This is a genomic window from Stenotrophomonas sp. GD04054 (assembly GCF_029836955.1).
GTDB lineage: Bacteria > Pseudomonadota > Gammaproteobacteria > Xanthomonadales > Xanthomonadaceae > Stenotrophomonas > Stenotrophomonas maltophilia_A.
Genome location: NZ_JAOECR010000055.1, coordinates 1 through 17994 on the forward strand (window position 1 = coordinate 1; position 17994 = coordinate 17994).

The 17994-nt window shown below is 67.2% G+C and carries 16 protein-coding genes; 8 read left to right on the plus strand and 8 right to left on the minus strand.

Features of this window, described 5'->3' with window-relative positions; all coding sequences use genetic code 11:
- From N7573_RS18950 to N7573_RS18960, 3 genes are all read right to left on the minus strand, one after another.
- On the minus strand, window positions 1-2032 hold a 2032-nt coding region (locus N7573_RS18950), incomplete at its 3' end, for an EAL domain-containing protein (RefSeq protein ID WP_279943246.1).
- A gap of 91 nt (window positions 2033-2123) precedes the next feature.
- Window positions 2124-3308, minus strand: a complete 1185-nt coding sequence (locus tag N7573_RS18955) for an NAD(P)/FAD-dependent oxidoreductase (protein WP_279913686.1) — start codon at window positions 3306-3308, stop codon at window positions 2124-2126.
- Entirely contained in the window at window positions 3305-3853 is a 549-nt protein-coding gene (locus N7573_RS18960) for a YaeQ family protein (protein WP_279913687.1), read from the minus strand. The genes N7573_RS18955 and N7573_RS18960 overlap by 4 nt, the downstream gene beginning before the upstream one ends.
- Before the next feature lie 124 nt (window positions 3854-3977).
- Here N7573_RS18960 and N7573_RS18965 point away from each other — a divergent pair, with 124 nt between their 5' ends.
- Window positions 3978-4856, plus strand: a complete 879-nt coding sequence (locus N7573_RS18965; RefSeq protein ID WP_279913688.1) for a pseudouridine synthase — start codon at window positions 3978-3980, stop codon at window positions 4854-4856.
- Window positions 4857-4862: 6 nt separating this feature from the next.
- Here the strand turns inward: N7573_RS18965 and N7573_RS18970 are convergent, their stop codons facing one another.
- Window positions 4863-5351: a YaiI/YqxD family protein gene (locus N7573_RS18970; RefSeq protein WP_010484520.1), complete on the minus strand. Its 489-nt coding sequence runs from the start codon at window positions 5349-5351 to the stop codon at window positions 4863-4865.
- Between the two features lie 302 nt (window positions 5352-5653).
- Here N7573_RS18970 and N7573_RS18975 point away from each other — a divergent pair, with 302 nt between their 5' ends.
- The 4 genes from N7573_RS18975 (at window position 5654) to N7573_RS18990 (ending at window position 9553) form a co-directional block, all read left to right on the plus strand.
- The gene (locus tag N7573_RS18975; protein WP_004153307.1) at window positions 5654-5863 is read left to right on the plus strand and encodes a cold-shock protein; all 210 of its coding nucleotides are present in this window, start codon (window positions 5654-5656) and stop codon (window positions 5861-5863) included.
- Between the two features lie 188 nt (window positions 5864-6051).
- Window positions 6052-6741 carry a glutathione S-transferase gene (locus N7573_RS18980; protein ID WP_010484523.1) on the plus strand — a complete coding sequence of 230 codons (690 nt, stop codon included), beginning with the start codon at window positions 6052-6054 and terminating at the stop codon, window positions 6739-6741.
- A 32-nt stretch (window positions 6742-6773) separates the two neighbouring features.
- The gene (locus N7573_RS18985; protein ID WP_279913689.1) at window positions 6774-8339 is read left to right on the plus strand and encodes a protein adenylyltransferase SelO family protein; all 1566 of its coding nucleotides are present in this window, start codon (window positions 6774-6776) and stop codon (window positions 8337-8339) included.
- A gap of 677 nt (window positions 8340-9016) precedes the next feature.
- Window positions 9017-9553 (plus strand): adenine phosphoribosyltransferase, encoded by a 537-nt coding sequence (locus N7573_RS18990; RefSeq protein ID WP_049400096.1) that lies wholly within the window; start codon window positions 9017-9019, stop codon window positions 9551-9553.
- Between the two features lie 174 nt (window positions 9554-9727).
- Here the strand turns inward: N7573_RS18990 and dbpA are convergent, their stop codons facing one another.
- Together dbpA and N7573_RS19000 are read right to left on the minus strand one after the other, a co-directional pair.
- Window positions 9728-11104 carry an ATP-dependent RNA helicase DbpA gene (dbpA, locus tag N7573_RS18995; RefSeq protein ID WP_049400095.1) on the minus strand — a complete coding sequence of 459 codons (1377 nt, stop codon included), beginning with the start codon at window positions 11102-11104 and terminating at the stop codon, window positions 9728-9730.
- A gap of 84 nt (window positions 11105-11188) precedes the next feature.
- On the minus strand, window positions 11189-12268 hold the full coding sequence (locus N7573_RS19000) for a YeiH family protein (protein ID WP_075674701.1): 1080 nt from the start codon (window positions 12266-12268) through the stop codon (window positions 11189-11191).
- Window positions 12269-12370: 102 nt separating this feature from the next.
- Here N7573_RS19000 and N7573_RS19005 point away from each other — a divergent pair, with 102 nt between their 5' ends.
- Both N7573_RS19005 and N7573_RS19010 read left to right on the plus strand, forming a co-directional pair.
- Window positions 12371-13246 carry a LysR family transcriptional regulator gene (locus N7573_RS19005; RefSeq protein ID WP_279913643.1) on the plus strand — a complete coding sequence of 292 codons (876 nt, stop codon included), beginning with the start codon at window positions 12371-12373 and terminating at the stop codon, window positions 13244-13246.
- Window positions 13247-13592: 346 nt separating this feature from the next.
- Window positions 13593-15473, plus strand: coding sequence for an ATP-binding cassette domain-containing protein (locus N7573_RS19010; protein WP_279914044.1), 1881 nt, complete (start codon window positions 13593-13595; stop codon window positions 15471-15473).
- Window positions 15474-15760: 287 nt separating this feature from the next.
- Here N7573_RS19010 and N7573_RS19015 read toward each other — a convergent pair whose 3' ends face one another.
- Both N7573_RS19015 and N7573_RS19020 read right to left on the minus strand, forming a co-directional pair.
- Window positions 15761-16222, minus strand: coding sequence for a cytochrome c (locus N7573_RS19015; RefSeq protein WP_006361215.1), 462 nt, complete (start codon window positions 16220-16222; stop codon window positions 15761-15763).
- A 9-nt stretch (window positions 16223-16231) separates the two neighbouring features.
- A complete protein-coding gene (locus tag N7573_RS19020) occupies window positions 16232-16621 on the minus strand; it encodes a c-type cytochrome (RefSeq protein WP_005413034.1) in 390 nt (129 codons plus the stop codon).
- Between the two features lie 206 nt (window positions 16622-16827).
- Between N7573_RS19020 and N7573_RS19025 the strand changes: the two genes are divergently transcribed.
- On the plus strand, window positions 16828-17979 hold the full coding sequence (locus N7573_RS19025) for an efflux RND transporter periplasmic adaptor subunit (protein WP_121503068.1): 1152 nt from the start codon (window positions 16828-16830) through the stop codon (window positions 17977-17979).
- Window positions 17980-17994: the final 15 nt, after the last annotated feature.

Genomic DNA, 17994 nt, shown 5'->3' on the forward strand with positions numbered 1-17994 from the left:
CGACGAAGTCGCCCTGCACGTAATCCACGCCGGCACTGAACAGCAGCGTCATCGAATTGGCATCGCTGACGAACTCGGCAATGGTGCGGATGCCGGCTTCCTGCGCGCGCGCGGTGATCTGGCTGATACGGTCGATGTTCTCGCGCGTGGCCGCCAGGTCGCTGGTGAAACCGCGGTCCAGCTTGAGGAACTGCGGCTGGAAGTGGGCCAGCAGCTGGAACGAATCCAGCCCCGAACCGAACTGCTCCAGGCCGATGCGACAGCCCAGCGGTGCCACTTCGGCAAGGAACTGCTGCGCACTGCGCAGGTGGGTGAACACCTTCGCTTCCGGCGCATGCAGCCACAGCCGTTCGCCGGGCACGCCCTGTGCCTGCAGTTCGCGGCGCAGGGTGGCGATCATCCGCGGATCATCGAACGACTCCGGCGTCACCTTCACCAGCACCTGGGTGGCGTTGCCTTCGCGTGCGCGCTGGCCGAGCACTGCGATGGCCTGCGAGACCACCCAGCGGTTGATGTCGGCCAGCAGGCCGTGTTCCTCGGCGATGCCCAGGAACGCGGTCGGGCTCAGCAGCTCGCCGTTGTTCTCCAGGCGCAGGTAGGCCTCGTACAGCTCCAGCGGCTCGCCCTGCAGGTTCAGCACCGGCTGGTAGTGCAGCTGGAAGCCGTCGCCGGCCAGCGCCTCGCGGATGCGCGCAACCCAGCGCTGCACACGTTCTTCCTCGACGCGGTCGGCCGCAGCCGGGTCGAAGATGCGGCAGGTGTTGCCCAGCTCGGCTGCGGCCTGGGTGCATTCGCTGGCGCGCGCCAGCACCTGGCCGATGCTGGCGATCTTCTCGCCCACCTGCACGCCACCGATGCTGACCGTTACCGTGGCCGAGCGTGCGCCGATGCTGAAGACGTGCGCGGCGTAGGCTTCGCGGATGCGCTCGGCCAGTGCCACGGTCTGCGCGTACGGCCCGGCCTGCAGCACGGCGAAATTGTGTTCGCCGAAGCGGGCCAGCTGCGCGTCTTCGCCAACGACTTCGGCCAGCAGCGCGGCGAGCGCGCCGATCAGGGTGTCGGCCGAGGCCAGGCCAATGTCCGGCAGCAGGCGCGCGTAGTGGTCCGGCTCGATCAGCAGCAGGCCGAACTGGCCTTCGCTGCGCCCGGCCTGGGCCACCGCGCTTTCCAGCTGCAGCATGAACGTCGGGCGATTGAGCAGGCCGGTGACCTGGTCGCGCTGGCGCAGGTCCTCGACCTCACGTGCCAGCTCGGGGTCGAATTCCATGCGGCGGCGGAGCACCACCTGCAGGCAGGATTCGCCTTCGTAGGTGGCAGCGGCAAACTCCATCGTCGCCGGGAACGCGCTGCCATCCTCGTGGCGCGCGTCGAGCTGGTACTGCGGCGGCGGCGCCTCGCCACGGCTCAGCCCCTTCAGCAGCTGCTTGAAGCCCTCCACGTGCTGGGCGGCGACCATGTCCAGCAGCGAGATGCCTTCGATGTCGTCGAAATGCTCGTAACCGAACATCTCCAGATAGGCATCGTTGGCGCGGATGTGCATGCCTTCATGCACGTAGGCGATGGGGTCGCGCGAGGAGGCGATCAACGCATCGCAGCGGCGCTCGGTTTCGCGCATCTGTGCTTCGATGCGGCGCAGGCCGCGACGCGCCTGCAGATCCACCCACTGGTCGCGGACCACGGCGAGCAGATGCTCCGGACGTTGGCGCAGGGCGAGGGCGCGGATGCCGTGGCTGCTGGCCTGCACCAGTTCGTCTTCGTCGATGCGCTCGGCCAGCAGCACCAGCGGAATATCCTTGCCGCTGGCAGCAATATGCTGGGCCACCAGTGGCAGCGGGATGCCCTGGGAGGGCGAAGCCAGCACCAGGTCGATGGCCTGGCTGGCCAGCACCTGGGCCAGCTCGGCTGCATCCTGCGGACGCCACGGGCGTACCGCGATGCCGCTGTTGCGCAGGGTGCTGACGATGGCTTCGGCATTCTCGCCGCTGTCATCGACGATCAGCAGGCGGATGGTGATGTCGTTCGCGTTCTGCATGCACTGCTCCCCAATCTGCAAATCTAGATACACGATGCGCGGCGAACCGTCCATGCGCGCACCCCTTGCACGCATTGAACGGCGATGTGGTTCACACCACGCCACCGGCTGCGTGGCCGCTGGCCCAGGCCCACTGGAAGTTGTAGCCGCCCAGCCAGCCGGTCACATCCAGCACCTCGCCGACGAAATGCAGGCCGGGCACGCGCTTGGATTCCATCGTCGAGGACGAGACCTCGGCGGTATCCACGCCGCCCAGGGTGACCTCGGCGGTGCGGTAGCCCTCGGTGCCACTGGCCACCAGCGGGAACGCGCCCAGCAGCTGTGCGGCCTGGCGCAGCACCGGCTGGTCCAGCTGGCGCACGGGCCGGTCGGGCAGCCAGTGTTCGCACAACCGCTGTGCCAGCCGCTTCGGCAGTACCTCGCCCAGTACCGTGCGCAGCTCGGCGGCAGGACGTTCGCGCTTCATCTGGCGCAACCACTCGCCGGCATCCTGGCCGGGCAGCAGGTCCAGCTCCAGCGCGTCGCCGGGTTGCCAGAACGAGGAGATCTGCAGGATCGCCGGGCCACTCACGCCGCGATGGGTCAGCAGCATGAAGTTCTGGAAGCTCTTTCCATTGCAGCGCGCCTCGATTGGCAGCGCCACGCCGCTGAGATCGGCCAACCGCTCCTGGTGCTTGCCGCTGAGAGTGAGCGGTACCAGTCCGGCGCGGGTCGGCAGCACCTGGTGGCCGAACTGTCGGGCCACTTCATAACCGAAGCCGGTGGCACCCATGCTGGGAATGGACAGGCCGCCGGTGGCAACCACCAGCGAGGCGCAATGGAACAGGCCATGGGTGGTGTGTACGCGGAAACCATCGCTGCCGTGCTCGATGCGCTGCACGCTGCAGTCGGTACGCACCTGTACGCCTGCCGCCTGACACTCGTCCAGCAGCATCTTCACGATCTGCTTGGACGAGACATCGCAGAACAGCTGGCCCAGCTCTTTTTCGTGATACGCGATGCCGTGCTTGTGCACCAGCTCGATGAAGTGCCAAGGCGTGTAGCGCGCCAGCGCCGACTTGCAGAAGTGCGGGTTGGCCGACAGGAAGTTGGCCGGCGTGGTGCCGGTGTTGGTGAAGTTGCAACGGCCACCGCCGGACATCAGGATCTTCTTGCCGACCTTGTTGGCATGGTCGATCACCTGCACCTGGCGGCCGCGCTGGCCAGCCGTGATTGCGGTCATCAGCCCGGCCGCGCCGGCGCCGATGACCACCACATCGCAACGGATGGTGCTCATGCCTTGGCGCGCTTGCGCCAGTTCGGGATCACGTCGAGCTGGATCTGGTCGTTGAGCAGCTGCAGTTCACCGTCCTGGATCAGCACGCTCCAGCGCATGGCGCGCTGGATCTGCTGGCCCCACAGTTCGACGAAGGCCCCGTCGAGGTCGACCACCGAAAGGTTGTCGAAGCGCGCCAGGCCCTTGCTTTGCTTGCTCCACCAGATGTCCGAGGCGTTGCCGCCGTAGTTCACCACCTGCACCTGGCGGCTGCGGTTGCTGGCCTTGCGGATGCGCGATTCGTCCGGATGACCCAGGTCGATCCACTGCAGGATGTCGCCGGTGTAGTCGTGTTCCCACAGGTCTGGTTCGTCATCGGTGCTCAGGCCGCGGCCGAATTCCAGGCGGTCGCCGGCGTTCAGCGCGAAGGCGAGCAGGCGCACCATCAGGCGATCGTCGGTCTCGGACGGGTGCTGGGCCAGGGTCAGGTTGTGGGTCGCGTAGTAGCCGCGATCCATGTCGCTGATCTGCAGTTCGGCCTTGCGGATGGTGGCGGTGAGGGCCATGGGGGGTCCGTGGACTAAAGACGACAATGATAGAGGTTTGCTCCAGGGGTGTCCGTTGCCGGTCTGTCTGCGCAGCGTCAACGGTGGCACTCTTGCGCTCTTTCCCGTGGCCGGAGTGGACGCCATGACCTTGCCCAGCCGCCTGCAGCTGCCACCCGGCCACTGGTCCAGCCTGCTCGATGGCCTGTGCGCGCGTTTCCCGCGCATCGACCGTGCGCAATGGCAGGACCGCTTCGCCCGAGGCCGCGTGCAGGATGCGCAGGGCAGGGCACTGGCGCCGGACATGCCTTGGCAGGTGGGGCTGGAAATCCAGTACTTCCGCGAGGTGGCCGACGAGCCGGTGATTCCCTTCGCCGAGACCATCCTGCATCTGGATGCGCACCTGCTGGTGGCCGACAAGCCGCACTTCCTGCCGGTGACGCCGGCCGGTGGGTATGTACGGGAAACCCTGCTGTCGCGCCTGGTCGCACGCACCGGCAACACCGAACTGGCGCCGCTGCACCGCTTGGACCGGCTGACCGCCGGCCTGGTGCTGTTTTCCACCCAGGCAGCCACGCGTGATGCCTATCAGCGGCTGTTCCGCGAGCGGCGCATCGGGAAGACCTACGAGGCGCTGGCACCGGCGCTGCCGGGGCTGGAGTTTCCGCTGCAGCGGGACAGTCGTCTGGTGCCGGGGGAGCCGTTCTTCCGCATGGCCGAAGTGCCGGGCGAGCCCAATGCCCGCAGCCGGATCGAGCTGATCGAGGCCGAGGGGCCGGTCTGGCGCTACCGGTTGCGGCCGGAAACCGGCCGCAAGCACCAGCTGCGCGTGCATATGGCGATGCTGGGCGCCCCCATCGAGGGCGATGACCTGTATCCGCAGTTGATGCTGCGCCCGGATGAAACGGTCGAGGCGCCCCTGCAGCTGCTGGCGCAGGGGCTGGCCTTCGACGATCCATTGAGTGGGGAGCCCAGGCGGTTCAGCAGCCAGCGTCGCCTGTGCCTGCCCGGCCAGAGCGGGTAGGGTCGTTCAGCGAACCGGGCGTCGCGCCAGCCAGCGGTCCAGCTCGGCCGCGAACAGCTGCCGGTCGCGCGGGCCCAGCGGCGGTGGGCCCCCGGTCTGCACCCCGGCGCCGCGCAGCTCTTCCATGAAATTGCGCATCGACAGCCGCTCGGCCATGTTGTTCGGCGTGTACAGCTGGCCGCGTGGGTTCAGCGCCACCGCCTTCTTCTCCAGCACCAGAGCGGCCAGCGGGATGTCCTGGGTGACCACCAGGTCACCGGCGGCGACCCGCTCGACGATGGCGCTGTCGGCCACGTCCAGGCCCTGGGGGACCTGGATCGAGCGCAGCCAACGTGAGGGCGGGGTCCGGATCCACTGATTGGCGACCAGGGTCAGCTCGATCCCAACGCGTTCAGCGGCACGGAACAGGATGTCGCGAATGACGGTGGGGCAGGCGTCCGCGTCTACCCAGATGCGTGGGAGAGCGGGTTCAGCTTGGGTTTCAGCTTCAGTCATTTACCCAGTGTAGGGTAGGAAAAACCTGAATGGGGACTCGGGGTTAGGCTTGATCGGCTGCCAAGCCTTGTCACGCCTAGCGGGCAGGGTTTGCCCATGAACGTCCGGGCTATCGCTTTTTGCAGAAAACACGCGTATCGTTCGACCCACTGTGTTTGCTAGGGTCACCGTGAATCGTGGCCTGGTGCAGTTGATCTCACGATCCGCTCATCGATCCGCTTTACCAACGCCTGCAACTCAGTCTCGGCCCCGATACCCGGTGGCTGCGATTTTTTTCAACATGTGTTTCAGGAGTTAGTCAAATGTCTGACCGTCAGACCGGCACCGTCAAGTGGTTCAACGACGCCAAGGGCTTCGGCTTCATCACCCCGGAAAGCGGCCCGGACCTGTTCGTGCACTTCCGTGCCATCCAGGGCACCGGCTTCAAGACCCTGCAGGAAGGCCAGAAGGTTACCTTCATCGCCGTCCAGGGCCAGAAGGGTATGCAGGCTGACCAGGTGCAGGCGGTCTAATCCGTCTGCTACCGTTTGGTAGCCAGAACGCCGGAAGCGAAAGCTTCCGGCGTTTTTTATTGCCCGCTGTTTTGTAGGGTCGAGCTTGCTCGACTGCGTTTGAAAGCAGTCGAGCAAGCTCGACTCTACAAAAGGCATGCAGCCGGGCGGGCTAAGATCAGATGCATCCTCCCATCGCGGAACCGTCCATGCGCATCGTCCACCACCTGGAAAACTCCCGTTCCCTGCGCGTGCTGTGGATGCTGGAGGAGCTGGGGCTGGACTACGAACTGCGCCGCTATCCGCGCGATCCGAAGACGCTGCTGGCGCCGCCGGAGCTGCGCAACGTGCATCCGCTGGGCAAGTCGCCGGTACTGCAGGATGGCGAGCTGGTACTGGCCGAGTCCGGGGCTATCCTCGACTACCTCGCTGACCGTTACGACACGCAGCGCCAGCTGTCGCCGTCACCGATGCCGGCCGATGGCGCCGAGCGCATCGCCTACCGTTATTGGCTGCACTACGCCGAAGGCTCGGCGATGCCGCCGCTGCTGCTGACCCTGGTAATGGGCCGCATCCGCAACGCGCCGATGCCGTTCTTCGCCCGTCCGATCGCGCGCAGTATCGCCGACAAGGCCGAACGTGGCTTCATCGGCCCACAGCGGCGCCTGCACCTGGACTGGATGGAGCGCCGCCTGGCCGAAAGCCCGTGGTTTGCCGGTGAACGCTTCAGCGCGGCCGACATCCAGATGAGCTTCCCGATCCAGGCTGCGGCCGCGCGCGGAGGTGGTCTCGACGACAAGCCGGCACTGCGTGGCTTCCTCAAGCGTATCGGTGAGCGACCCGCCTACCAGCGTGCCGAGGCCCACGGCGGCCACCTGCAGGCGCTCAGCGGCAATTGAGGAGGGCGGCCGTCGCCCCCATCTTCAGCACCATGGATACCGACAGCCCCCGTTTCGACAACCGCCTGCTGCAGACCCTGCCGGGCGATCCCGAATCCGGCCCGCGCCGGCGCGAAGTGCTGGGTGCGGCCTGGTCGCCGGTGATGCCGACCCCGGTGACGGCGCCCACGTTGCTGGCCTGGTCGCCGGATGTTGCCGCGATGCTTGGTTTCGATACCGCTGAAGTCGAAAGCGAAAGCTTCGCGCAGGTGTTTGGCGGAAACGCGCTGTACGCCGGCATGCAGCCTTGGGCGGCCAACTACGGCGGCCATCAGTTTGGTCACTGGGCCGGCCAGCTCGGCGACGGTCGCGCGATCTCGCTGGGTGAACTGGTCGCGCCCGATGGCCGTCATTGGGAGCTGCAGCTGAAGGGGGCGGGGCCGACGCCGTACTCGCGCGGCGCCGATGGTCGCGCGGTACTGCGCTCGTCGATCCGCGAGTTCCTGTGCAGTGAAGCGATGCACCACCTTGGCGTGCCGACCACGCGTGCGCTGTCGCTGGTTGGTACCGGCGACGACGTGGTGCGCGACATGTTCTACGACGGTCATCCGCGTGCCGAGCCCGGCGCCATCGTATGCCGCGTGTCGCCGTCGTTCCTGCGCTTTGGTTCCTTCGAGCTTCCGGCATCGCGCGGGGAAACCGCACTGCTGCAGCATCTGGTGGATGCCTGCATCGCCCGCGACTTCCCCGAACTGCATGGGCAGGGTGAGGCGCTGTATGGCGACTGGTTCGCGCAGATCGCGGTGCGCACCGCCGAGATGATCGCGCACTGGATGCGCGTCGGCTTCGTGCATGGCGTGATGAATACCGACAACCTGTCCGTTCTTGGTCTTACGCTCGACTACGGTCCCTATGGCTGGGTCGAGGATTTCGATCCGGACTGGACGCCGAACACCACCGATGCCCAAGGCCGGCGCTATCGTTTCGGCACCCAGCCGCAGGTGGCGTACTGGAACCTGAGCCGATTGGCACAGGCGTTGTCACCGTTGTTTGCCGATGTCGAACCGTTGCAGGCTGGATTGGCTGCATACCAGTCCACCTTCGTGGCCTGCACGCGCCGCGATGCCGCAGCCAAACTCGGCCTGGCTGCGGCCGACGATGACGACCTGCAGCTCTACCTGCGCTGGCAGCAGATGATGCAGGACGGGGGTATGGACATGACCCTGGCCTGGCGTGCGCTGATGCGTATCGATCCGGCGGCACCGGATGCGGCGCTGCTGGATGCGGTGTACTACGACGAGGCGCGCCAGCAGGCGGTGCAGGCGCCGTTGCAGCAGTGGCTGCAGGACTACGCGGCACGGTTGCAGGCCGATCCGCTGTCGGCCACTGAGCGCACGGCGAGGATGGCCGCGGCCAATCCGCTGTACGTGCTGCGCAACTGGTTGGCGCAGGAAGCCATCGACCGCGCCGAACAGGGCGACCTCGGCGGTGTTCATGCGTTGCAGGACGTACTGCGTGATCCGTACATCGAGCGTGCCGGGCTGGAGCATTTCGCCGGCAAGCGCCCGGCGTGGGCAGACAACCGTGCCGGCTGCTCGATGCTGTCCTGCAGTTCCTGAGGGTGGGTTTCGGCAGGGCTGCGCCCTGCACCTGCAGAGGCCAGATCAAAAGCCAAGGCAAGAGCTGGCTTCCGTGGTTTGGCGGGGTGGTGTCGGAGTGCGGGGACGCCGCAAGTACGTCCCTGTAGGCTTGGCAGCCGCATCCATGCGGCTGACACCCCGCACTCCGACACCGCCCCACCTCTGACAGATTCCGGCGGCTGTTGGTAGGTGTCGACCTTGGTCGACACGGTAGATCCACGCCATGCGTGGATGCTCTTCGTTCAATTTTCGGAATATTGGATTTCGATGAAGATTCATCCACGCATGGCGTGGATCTACAGAAAGCAATGCCCGACAGATCGCAGAAATTTGTCGAAGGCGGGGTGGGTCCGGTTGCGGGGGCGTGAGCCGCATGGGCCCGAGGCATGCCTCGGGCGGGTTGGGGAGGACGCCCAACCCCGGTCTTGCCATGTGCGCAGGACAGCGCACACGAGCAAGCGGCGACCGAGCTTACATGGACGTACTTGCGGCGTCCCCGCACTCCGACACCGCCCCGCCAAGCCACGGAATTCGCTATTGCTCTGGCGTTTGACCTGGCCTCTGCGGGTGCAGGGCGCAGCCCGGCCGAATACCCCCAACAGGCAGGCGGCGCCCGGAACAGGTAACCTATGCCGCCATCAGATAGCCAATGTGACATGACCGACGCCATCGTCGCTCCGCAGTGGGCCTCCCGCCTGCGCGACATCGCCGACTTCCCCAAGCCCGGCATCCTGTTCAAGGACATCATGCCGCTGCTCGCCCACGGCGAGGACTTCCGCGGTGCCATCACCGCGATGGCCGACCGCTGGCGCGACCAGAAGCTGGACGCGGTGATCGGTATCGAATCGCGTGGGTTCATCCTCGGTGCCGCGATGGCGCTGGAGCTGGGCGTCGGCTTCGTGCCGGTGCGCAAGCCGGGCAAGCTACCGGGCCAGGTGCTGCGCGAGGAATACACGCTGGAATACCGCAGTGACTGCATCGAAGTGCACGCCGACGCGCTGCCGGCCGGGGCCCGCGTGGCGATCATCGACGACGTGCTGGCCACCGGCGGCACGCTGGTCGCTGCGCTGTCGCTGGTGCGCCGCCTGGGCGTTGACGTGGTCGGTGCCGGCGTACTGGTCGAACTGGACGGCCTTGGTGGCCGCGCCCGTTGGGAAGCGGATCTGCCGCTGTACACCGAACTGGTGTTCTGATCGAAGGGTGGGTGCCAACCAAGGTTGGCATCTACCAGAGCGAATGGCTTGGAGCCGGTAGTTGCCAACCTTGGTTGGCAGCGCCTTTCGCGACTGGCGCCACGGATGGGCCAACCAAGGTTGGCCACTACCAGGTCAGATCGTTGCCAACCGTGGTTGGCAACGCTGCTTCAGTCACATCATCCGCACGCGGAAACGACGGCCCTTGATCTTGCCGGCTTCCAGCTTCGCCACGGCCTTGTTGGCCTGCTCACGCGCGATCGCCACATAGGAGCGGGTCGGGAAGATCGCGATCTTGCCGATGAACTTGCTCGACAGGCCGGCATCACCGGTCAGTGCACCGAGGATGTCGCCCGGGCGCAGCTTGTCGGTCTTGCCGCCGTCGATGCGCAGGGTACGCATCGCCGCCTGCGGGAGTTCGGCCGGGCGCGAAGTCGCCAGCGGCGTCTTCTGCCAGTCCAGCGGCTGCCCCATCTGCGCTTCGATGGCTTCGGCACGGGTCTTCTCGCGGCCGGCCACCAGGCTGATCGCCAGGCCACTGGCACCGGCACGGCCGGTACGGCCGACGCGGTGCTGGTAGCTTTCCACGTCGGTCGGAAGCTCGTAATTGATCACTGCCGCCAGCTCTTCCACGTCCAGGCCACGTGCGGCCACGTCGCTGGCCACCAGCACGTTGCAGCTGCGGTTGGCCAGCAGCAACAACACTTCCTCGCGGTCGCGCTGTTCCATGTCGCCATGCAGAGCCAGTGCGGAGAAGCCGAACTGCTGCAGTGAGTTGGCTACTTCGTCCACGTCCTTGCGGGTGTTGCAGAACACCACCGCCGATTCCGGCGTGTACTTCAGCAGCAGGCCAGCCAGCGCCTTCTGGCGGTGCGCCGGTTCCACCTCGCAGAACAGGTGGCGGATCGCCGGAGCCTGGTCGGCACCCTCCACGGTCACTTCCACTGCGTCGCGCAGCAGGTCACGCGCCATGGCGCGGATGCTGTCGGGGAAGGTGGCGGAGAACAGCAGGCTCTGGCGGTCCCTGTGGGTGCGGCCGGCGATCTCGCGGATCGGCTCCTCGAAGCCCATGTCGAGCATGCGGTCGGCCTCGTCCAGCACCAGCGTGCGCACCGCGCCCAGGTTCAGCGCGCGCTTGCGTGCCAGCTCCTGCACGCGGCCGGGGGTGCCGACCACCACGTGCGGGTCATGGCCTTCCAGCGAGGCCAGCTGCGGACCCAGCGGCACACCGCCTACCAGCAGCAGCAGCTTCAGGTTGGGGATGCCGGTGGCCAGCTTGCGGATCTGCTTACCGACCTGGTCGGCCAGTTCGCGGGTCGGGCACAGCACCAGCGCCTGCACGCGGATCAGGCTGGGGTCGATGGCCTGCAGCAGGCCCAGGCCGAAGGCGGCGGTCTTGCCGCTGCCGGTCGGCGCCTGTGCGATCACATCGCGGCCATCCAGGATGGCCGGCAGGCTCTGCGCCTGCACGGGGGTGAGGGTGGTGTAGCCGAGGGCATCCAGGCCGGGCTGCAGGGCCGGGCTCAGCGGCAGGGTCGAGAAGTCAGTCATGACGCATTGTACCCGTCCGCGCGGCCGGCCCCGTCCTGGGGCCTTCATCCATGTGGGTGCCGACCTTGGTCGGCACGCTCCCGCTCAGCCCAGCACCGCCAGCACGCCCTGGTGGATCGCCAGGCCTCCGAACAGCAGCCAGGCAAACAGGATCAGCGCCAGCAGCAGCGGCTTCAGCCCGGCCTGGCGCAGCGCCGAAACGTGGGTGGTCAGGCCCAGCGCGGCCATCGCCATCGCCAGCAGCACAGTATCCAGCTGCACCAGCCCCGCCTGAAGGCCGGCCGGCAGCAGATGCAGCGAGTTGAACCCGGCCACCGCCACGAAACCAAAAGCGAACCACGGCACCACGATGCGCGCCTTGCTGCCGTCGGCGCTGGCCTTGCCGCCACGCGCCAGCCACAGCGACAGTGCCACCAGGAACGGCGCCAGCAGCATCACCCGCACCATTTTGGTGATCACTGCGGTATCGGCCGCCGCTTCGTTGACCGCGCGGCCGGCCGCCACTACCTGTGCCACTTCATGCACCGTCGCACCAGTGAACAGGCCGTACTGCTGCGCGTCCATCGCCAGCCAGCCGTGCGACTGCACCAGCGCATACAGGGCGGGATACAGGAACATTGCCAGCGTGCCGAACACCACCACCGTCGACACCGCCACCGTGACCTGTGCCGCGCGGCCGCGCACCACCGGCTCGGCGGCCATCACCGCTGCCGCACCGCAGATCGCGCTGCCGGCACCGATCAGCATCGCCGCCTCGCGTTCCATCTTGAACACGCGCATGCCCAGCCAGCAGGCCAGTCCGAAGGTGCTGGCGACCACCAGCACGTCCATCAGCACGCCGGTGACGCCGACATGGCCGATGTCCTGGAAGGTCAGGCGCAGGCCATACAGCACGATGCCGGCGCGCAGCAGCCAGTGCTTGGAGAAGCCCACACCGGCTGCGCTGCTCGGCGCCAGCCGCGGGTAGAGGGTGTTGCCGACCACGATGCCGGCGACGATGGCCACGGTCAGCGCACTCAGGCCGTGCGCCTGCAGCCAGGGCAGCTCGGCCAGATACAGCGATGCCGCCGCGATCAGGCCCACCAGCAGCAGGCCGGGCAGACGCGGCTGCCAGCGTTGGCGCAGGGCGGGCAGGGACCAGGGGGAGAGAGCGGGGGCGTTCATGGCAGGAGCAGGGCTGGGGTGACGTGGCAAGCGTGCGCGCCAGACGATGACCTGTAAAACGAATAATATGGGTGAAACCTACCTATCAAGCGGGTAACAGCCATGCGCCTCACCTTGCGCCAGCTTCAGGTCTTCGTCGCCATCGCCGATCACGGCAGCACCACCGCCGCCGGCCAGGCCATCGCCCTTTCACAGTCGGCCAGCAGCGCCGCCCTGCAGGAGCTGGAAGCGCACTTCGGCACGCCGCTGTTCGACCGCATCGGCCGCCGCCTGGCGCTGAACGGCCACGGCCGCGCCCTGTTGGAACCCGCGCGCACGCTGCTGGTCAACGCCGCCGACCTCGAGCGCCAGCTCGCCGCCGGCGGTGACCCGTCGCAGGGCGCGCCACTGCGGCTGGTGCTGGCCGCCAGCACCACCATCGGCAATTACCTGCTACCGCCGCGCATTGCCGAACTGCTGCGGCAGGCGCCGCAGGCGGAAGTCGACCTGCGCATCGACAACAGTGCCGGCGTGGTCGCCGCCGTGCAGCGACTGGACGTGGACGCCGGCCTGATCGAAGGCCCGTGCCACGAGCGCGGCCTGCAGGTCACGGCCTGGCAGCAAGACCCGTTGGTGATTGTGGCTGCCGCCGAGGCCCCCGCGCGCTGGTCGCTGGACGAACTGCGCCGCGCACGCTGGCTGCTGCGCGAACCGGGCTCCGGCACCCGCGAAGCGGTGGAGCAGGCCTTGTTGCCGCACCTGCGCGGCTTCGCGCAGACCCTGCAGCTGGGCAATACCGAAGCGATCAAGCAGGCCGCCATCGCCGGACTGGGTCTGGCCTGTCTTTCCCGTCATGCGCTGGAAGAGCCGCTGGCCCTCGGCCGCCTGCGCGTGCTTGAGACCCCGTTGCCCGCCCTGCAGCGCACCCTGTGGCTGGTACGTCACCCCGGCAAGCAATGGCTGCCGGGGTTGCAGGCGTTGTTGGGGGAGGTGGGGTAATCCATCAGAACCCCAGTTGATTCCATCCATCGACAGGCCTTGCAGCGCTCATCCACGCATGGCGTGGATCTACCGTGCCGACCAAGGTCGACACCCACCAGAGCAGAATGCCGTTCCGACAGATCGCGATGAACTGTCAGAGGCGGGTCGGTGTGGGGCTGCAGGACCGTTGGCGCCATGGATGGCGCCATCGAGCCCCCAGGGACGGGTTTACGGCGTGTCCTGCAGCCCCACACCGACCCGCTTGCCACCGTAAGCCGCTTTTGACGTTGCTTTGGCCGCGGCCGTTGCCTCTGCGGGTGCCGGGTGCAGCCCGGCCGACGCCCCCAACCGGTACAATGGCGGGATGCCTCTGATTACCCTACAGAACGTCGACTTCAGCGTCGGCGGCCCGTTGTTGCTGGAAAAGGCCGAACTGTCGATCGAGCCGGGCGAACGCATCGCCCTGATCGGCCGCAACGGCGCCGGCAAATCCACCCTGCTCAAGCTGCTGTCCGGCGACCACAAGCCCGATGACGGCGAAGTCCGCGTGCAGCAGGGCGTGCGTGTCACCCGCCTGGAGCAGGAAGTGCCGCACGGCGCTGCTGGCTCGGTGTTCGACGTCGTCGCCGATGGCCTCGGCGAACTGGGCCAGTGGCTGGCCGAGTTCCACCACCTCAGCCATGCCGAAGTGTTCGATGGCGAAGCCCTCGGCAACGTGCAGGCCAAGATCGACGCCGCCAACGGCTGGGGCCTGGACCAGCGCGTCAGCGAAACCCTGACCAAGCTCGACCTGGACGGCGAGGCCGAGTTCGGTCGTCTGTCCGGCGGCATGAAGCGCCGCGTGCTGCTGGCCCGCGCGCTGGTGTCCAGCCCCGACGTGCTGCTGTTGGACGAACCGACCAACCACCTGGACATCGAGGCCATCGACTGGCTCGAAGCGTTCCTGAAGGGCTGGAGCGGCAGCGTGGTGTTCGTCACCCATGACCGCCGCTTCCTGCGTGCACTGGCCACCCGCATCGTCGAGATCGACCGCGGCCAGGTCACCAGTTGGCCGGGCGACTGGGCCAACTACGAGCGCCGCCGCGAGGAACGCCTCAACGCGCAGGCGCAGGAAAACGCCCGTTTCGACAAGCTGCTGGCGCAGGAGGAAGTCTGGATCCGGCAGGGCATCAAGGCCCGGCGTACCCGTGACGAAGGCCGCGTGCGCCGCCTGAAGGCGATGCGCACCGAACGCTCGCAGCGCCGCGACCTCAGCGGCAACGTCAAGATGGAAGCCGCGCAGGGCGTCAGCTCCGGCAAGAAGGTCATCGACGTCAAGGACATTTCGTTCGCCTTCGGCGAGCGCACCATGGTCCGCGATTTCAGCACCACCATCCTGCGTGGCGACCGCATCGGCCTGATCGGTCCCAACGGCAGCGGCAAGACCACGCTGTTGAAGCTGCTGCTGGGCGAACTGCAGCCGGCCAAGGGCGAGGTCAACGCGGGCACCAACCTGCAGATCGCCTATTTCGACCAGTACCGCGCGGTGCTGCGCGAAGACTGGAGCGCGATCGAGAACGTGGCCGAAGGCCGCGATTTCCTCGAGTTCAACGGCAAGCGCAAGCACGTGCATGCCTACCTGCAGGACTTCATGTTCACCCCGGAACGTGCGCGTGCGCCGATCACCCGCCTGTCCGGCGGCGAACGCAACCGCCTGCTGCTGGCCAAGCTGTTCGCGCAGCCGTCCAACCTGCTGGTGATGGACGAACCGACCAACGACCTGGACGTGGAAACCCTGGAGCTGCTGGAAGAGCTGCTGGGCGAGTACACCGGCACGCTGCTGCTGGTCAGCCACGACCGTGACTTCATCGACAACGTGGTGACCTCCACGCTGGTGATGGAAGGCGATGGCGTGATCGGTGAGTACGTCGGTGGTTACAGCGACTGGCAGCGCTATGCGGCCAGTCTGGCGACGCCTGCTGCGGCCCCGGCAGCCAAGCCGGCGGTCGCTGCACCGGCCGCCACGGCCGCTGCTCCGGCTGCGCCCAAGCGCAAGCTGGCCTACAAGGAAGCGCGCGAACTGGAGCAGCTGCCGAAGACCATCGAGAAGCTGGAAGGCGACGTCGAAGGGCTGACCTCGGCGATGAACGACCCGTCGTTCTACACCCGCAGCAGTGCCGAAGTAACCGCGCACACCCAGCAGCTGGCCAAGGTGCAGGCCGAGCTGGATGCCGCGTACGCGCGCTGGGAAGAGCTGGAAGGCTGAGCGTCTGCCACGGCCGTCTCGCCCGGCGGGCGGCTGTGGCTTTTGATCTGATTCCGCCTTGAAGCGAGCCGAGCACCGCAGGTCCGGCGAGGGCGAAGAGGCGCGGGTGTCTGAGCGTAGCGAGTTCCCGCGCCGTCCCTCGGTGGGCCGAGGAGCGCAGGGTACCGGTGCGCAGCATCGGCTCGCGGACGGCGGAGCGTTTCTTTTGGTTACTTTTCTTTGCGCGCAAAGAAAAGTAACACCCATGAACGCCTCAGATTGCAGCAGTCATGATCCGCGCAGCGTGGTCATTTGACCCCGTGCAAATCCCGCAGCTGGCTCGGCCGGCTGCCGAAATACGCCGCCAGATCGGCGATGTCCTGATCGCTCAGGTCCTTCGCCTGCGGCGTCATCAGCGCATGCTGGCGGTCACCGGCACGGTAGGCCTGCAGCGCATGCGCCAGGTAATCACCGTACTGCCCACCCAGCTTCGGATAGGTCGCATCGATCGGCGCGTTGCCGTCGGCGCCGTGGCAGTCGATGCAGCTCTGGTTGGTGGCCTTGCTCTTCACCTTGGCGCGGGCTTCACCGGCGGCCTCGCGGCCCGGTGGCAGGCCGGCAGAGGATGAAGAACCGTGTTCGCCGCTGGCATGGCCCGGGTCGGCGGCGGATTTCTCGCTGTTTTCCACCTGCGACTGTGAACAGGCGGCCAGCAGCAGGGCAACGGACAGGGCGATGGCGTGACGCATCGGATGCGCGGCTTTCGACATGGGCGGGCCTTACTTGACGGTGGACAGGTAAACAGAGAGATCGGCGATCTCCTGTTCGCTGAAACTCATCGACTGCGCCTGCATCGTCGGATGCCGGCGCTTGCCCTGGCGGTATTCGGTCAGGGCCTGGGCCAGGTACTGCTGGGTCTGGCCGCCGATCTTCGGCACCCGGTAGCTGGGGTAGGCGTTCTTGTAGCCGGTGATGCCATGGCACCCCTGGCAGGTATAGGCCAGGACACGGCCATTGTCGAAGTTGCCGGTGGGGGCGGCAGGCGCCGGGGCAGCGGCGGGAGCCGGGGCCGGGGCGGGTGTGGCAGGAGCAGGAGCGGGCTGTGCGGCGGCCCCAAGGGGCAGGAGGACGGCCAGAGCGAGACAAGCGGCGAGCGGCTGCGGGCGCATGGTGTCGTTTCCGGGGATTCGGGTCTGGTCGTTCCGGCGTGGGGTACGGAACGCCCCGAGTATAGCCCCAGGTTTCATCTAGCTGAAATGGGGGGCGGGCCGACCAGTGGCACGAAGACACCATGACCTTTGGGATATGGTGTTGCCGTGAAGTGGTGCATTACTTTGCTACCACACCTGTCCACGCATCCTCCAGGGATCTGACGATGTCGCACCCAACCTTCCTGTCCGGCCGTCGCAGCGGAATCTGCGCTGCCGCACTGCTGATCTCCACCTCCCTGCTGCTGGGCGGTTGCGCCGCAGGGCCCAATTCCGAAGCCAAGGCCGCCGAGACCAAGGAGGAGAAGAAGGTCGATGCGGTCCCGGTCGAAGTGGCCGTGGCCAGCCACCGTGCTGTCGCGGCCAGCTACACCGGTACCGCTGCGCTGGAACCACGCGCCGAGTCGCAGGTGGTGGCCAAGACTTCCGGCGTGGCGCTGGCGGTGCTGGTTGAAGAAGGCCAGCGGGTCACCGCCGGGCAGCCGCTGGTACGTCTGGACCCGGACCGCGCTCGGCTGGCCGTGGCGCAGAGCGAAGCGCAGATGCGCAAGCTGGAAAACAACTACCAGCGCGCGCAGAAACTGGTGGGCCAGCAGATGGTCAGCGCCGCCGACGTCGACCAGCTGCGTTACGACCTGGAAAACGTACGCGCGCAGTACCGCCTGGCCACGCTGGAACTGTCCTACACCACGGTGGTGGCGCCGATCTCCGGCGTGATCGCGTCGCGCTCGATCAAGACCGGCAACTTCGTGCAGATCAACACGCCGATCTTCCGCATCGTCGACAACTCGCGGCTGGAAGCCACCCTCAACGTGCCCGAGCGCGAGCTGGCCACCCTGCGCGCTGGCCAGCCGGTGACGCTGGCCGCCGACGCGCTGCCGGGCCAGAGCTTCACCGGTACGGTCGATCGCATCGCGCCGGTGGTGGATTCGGGCAGTGGCACGTTTCGCGTGGTCAGCGCCTTCGACGGCGCCGCGCACGCGCTGCAGCCCGGCATGTTCGGTCGCATCCGCATCGATTACGACCAGCGTGCCGATGCGCTGGTGGTGCCGCGCCTGGCGCTGCTCGACGATGGTGAGCCGGCGGTGTTCCGGGTGCGCGAAGGCAAGGTCGCACGCGTTCCGGTCAAGCTGGGTTACGCCGAGGGCCCGTGGGTGGAGATCCGTGATGGCCTGGCGGCCGGTGATCAGGTGGTCACCGCCGGCAAGGTCGCCCTGCGTGACGGCACCGCAGTACAGGTGATCGCCGATCCGAAGGCAAAGGCGAAGACGGTCGCAGCATCGGCCAAGCCGGCAGACAAGGCCGGGAGCAAGCAATGACCGCCCCGGGCCACG

Excerpts from the sequence above, each read along its gene's own strand:
- N7573_RS18955 (WP_279913686.1), bottom strand. The coding sequence starts at position 3,308 with ATGAGCACCATCCGTTGCGATGTGGTGGTCATCGGCGCCGGCGCGGCC.
- N7573_RS18965 (WP_279913688.1), top strand. The coding sequence starts at position 3,978 with ATGACCTTGCCCAGCCGCCTGCAGCTGCCACCCGGCCACTGGTCCAGC.
- N7573_RS18980 (WP_010484523.1), top strand. The coding sequence starts at position 6,052 with ATGCGCATCGTCCACCACCTGGAAAACTCCCGTTCCCTGCGCGTGCTG.
- N7573_RS18990 (WP_049400096.1), top strand. The coding sequence starts at position 9,017 with ATGACCGACGCCATCGTCGCTCCGCAGTGGGCCTCCCGCCTGCGCGAC.
- N7573_RS19020 (WP_005413034.1), bottom strand. The coding sequence starts at position 16,621 with ATGCGCCCGCAGCCGCTCGCCGCTTGTCTCGCTCTGGCCGTCCTCCTG.
- dbpA (WP_049400095.1), bottom strand. The coding sequence starts at position 11,104 with ATGACTGACTTCTCGACCCTGCCGCTGAGCCCGGCCCTGCAGCCCGGC.
- N7573_RS19010 (WP_279914044.1), top strand. The coding sequence starts at position 13,593 with ATGCCTCTGATTACCCTACAGAACGTCGACTTCAGCGTCGGCGGCCCG.
- N7573_RS19000 (WP_075674701.1), bottom strand. The coding sequence starts at position 12,268 with ATGAACGCCCCCGCTCTCTCCCCCTGGTCCCTGCCCGCCCTGCGCCAA.
- N7573_RS18985 (WP_279913689.1), top strand. The coding sequence starts at position 6,774 with ATGGATACCGACAGCCCCCGTTTCGACAACCGCCTGCTGCAGACCCTG.
- N7573_RS19015 (WP_006361215.1), bottom strand. The coding sequence starts at position 16,222 with ATGTCGAAAGCCGCGCATCCGATGCGTCACGCCATCGCCCTGTCCGTT.
- N7573_RS19005 (WP_279913643.1), top strand. The coding sequence starts at position 12,371 with ATGCGCCTCACCTTGCGCCAGCTTCAGGTCTTCGTCGCCATCGCCGAT.
- N7573_RS19025 (WP_121503068.1), top strand. The coding sequence starts at position 16,828 with ATGTCGCACCCAACCTTCCTGTCCGGCCGTCGCAGCGGAATCTGCGCT.
- N7573_RS18970 (WP_010484520.1), bottom strand. The coding sequence starts at position 5,351 with ATGACTGAAGCTGAAACCCAAGCTGAACCCGCTCTCCCACGCATCTGG.
- N7573_RS18975 (WP_004153307.1), top strand. The coding sequence starts at position 5,654 with ATGTCTGACCGTCAGACCGGCACCGTCAAGTGGTTCAACGACGCCAAG.
- N7573_RS18960 (WP_279913687.1), bottom strand. The coding sequence starts at position 3,853 with ATGGCCCTCACCGCCACCATCCGCAAGGCCGAACTGCAGATCAGCGAC.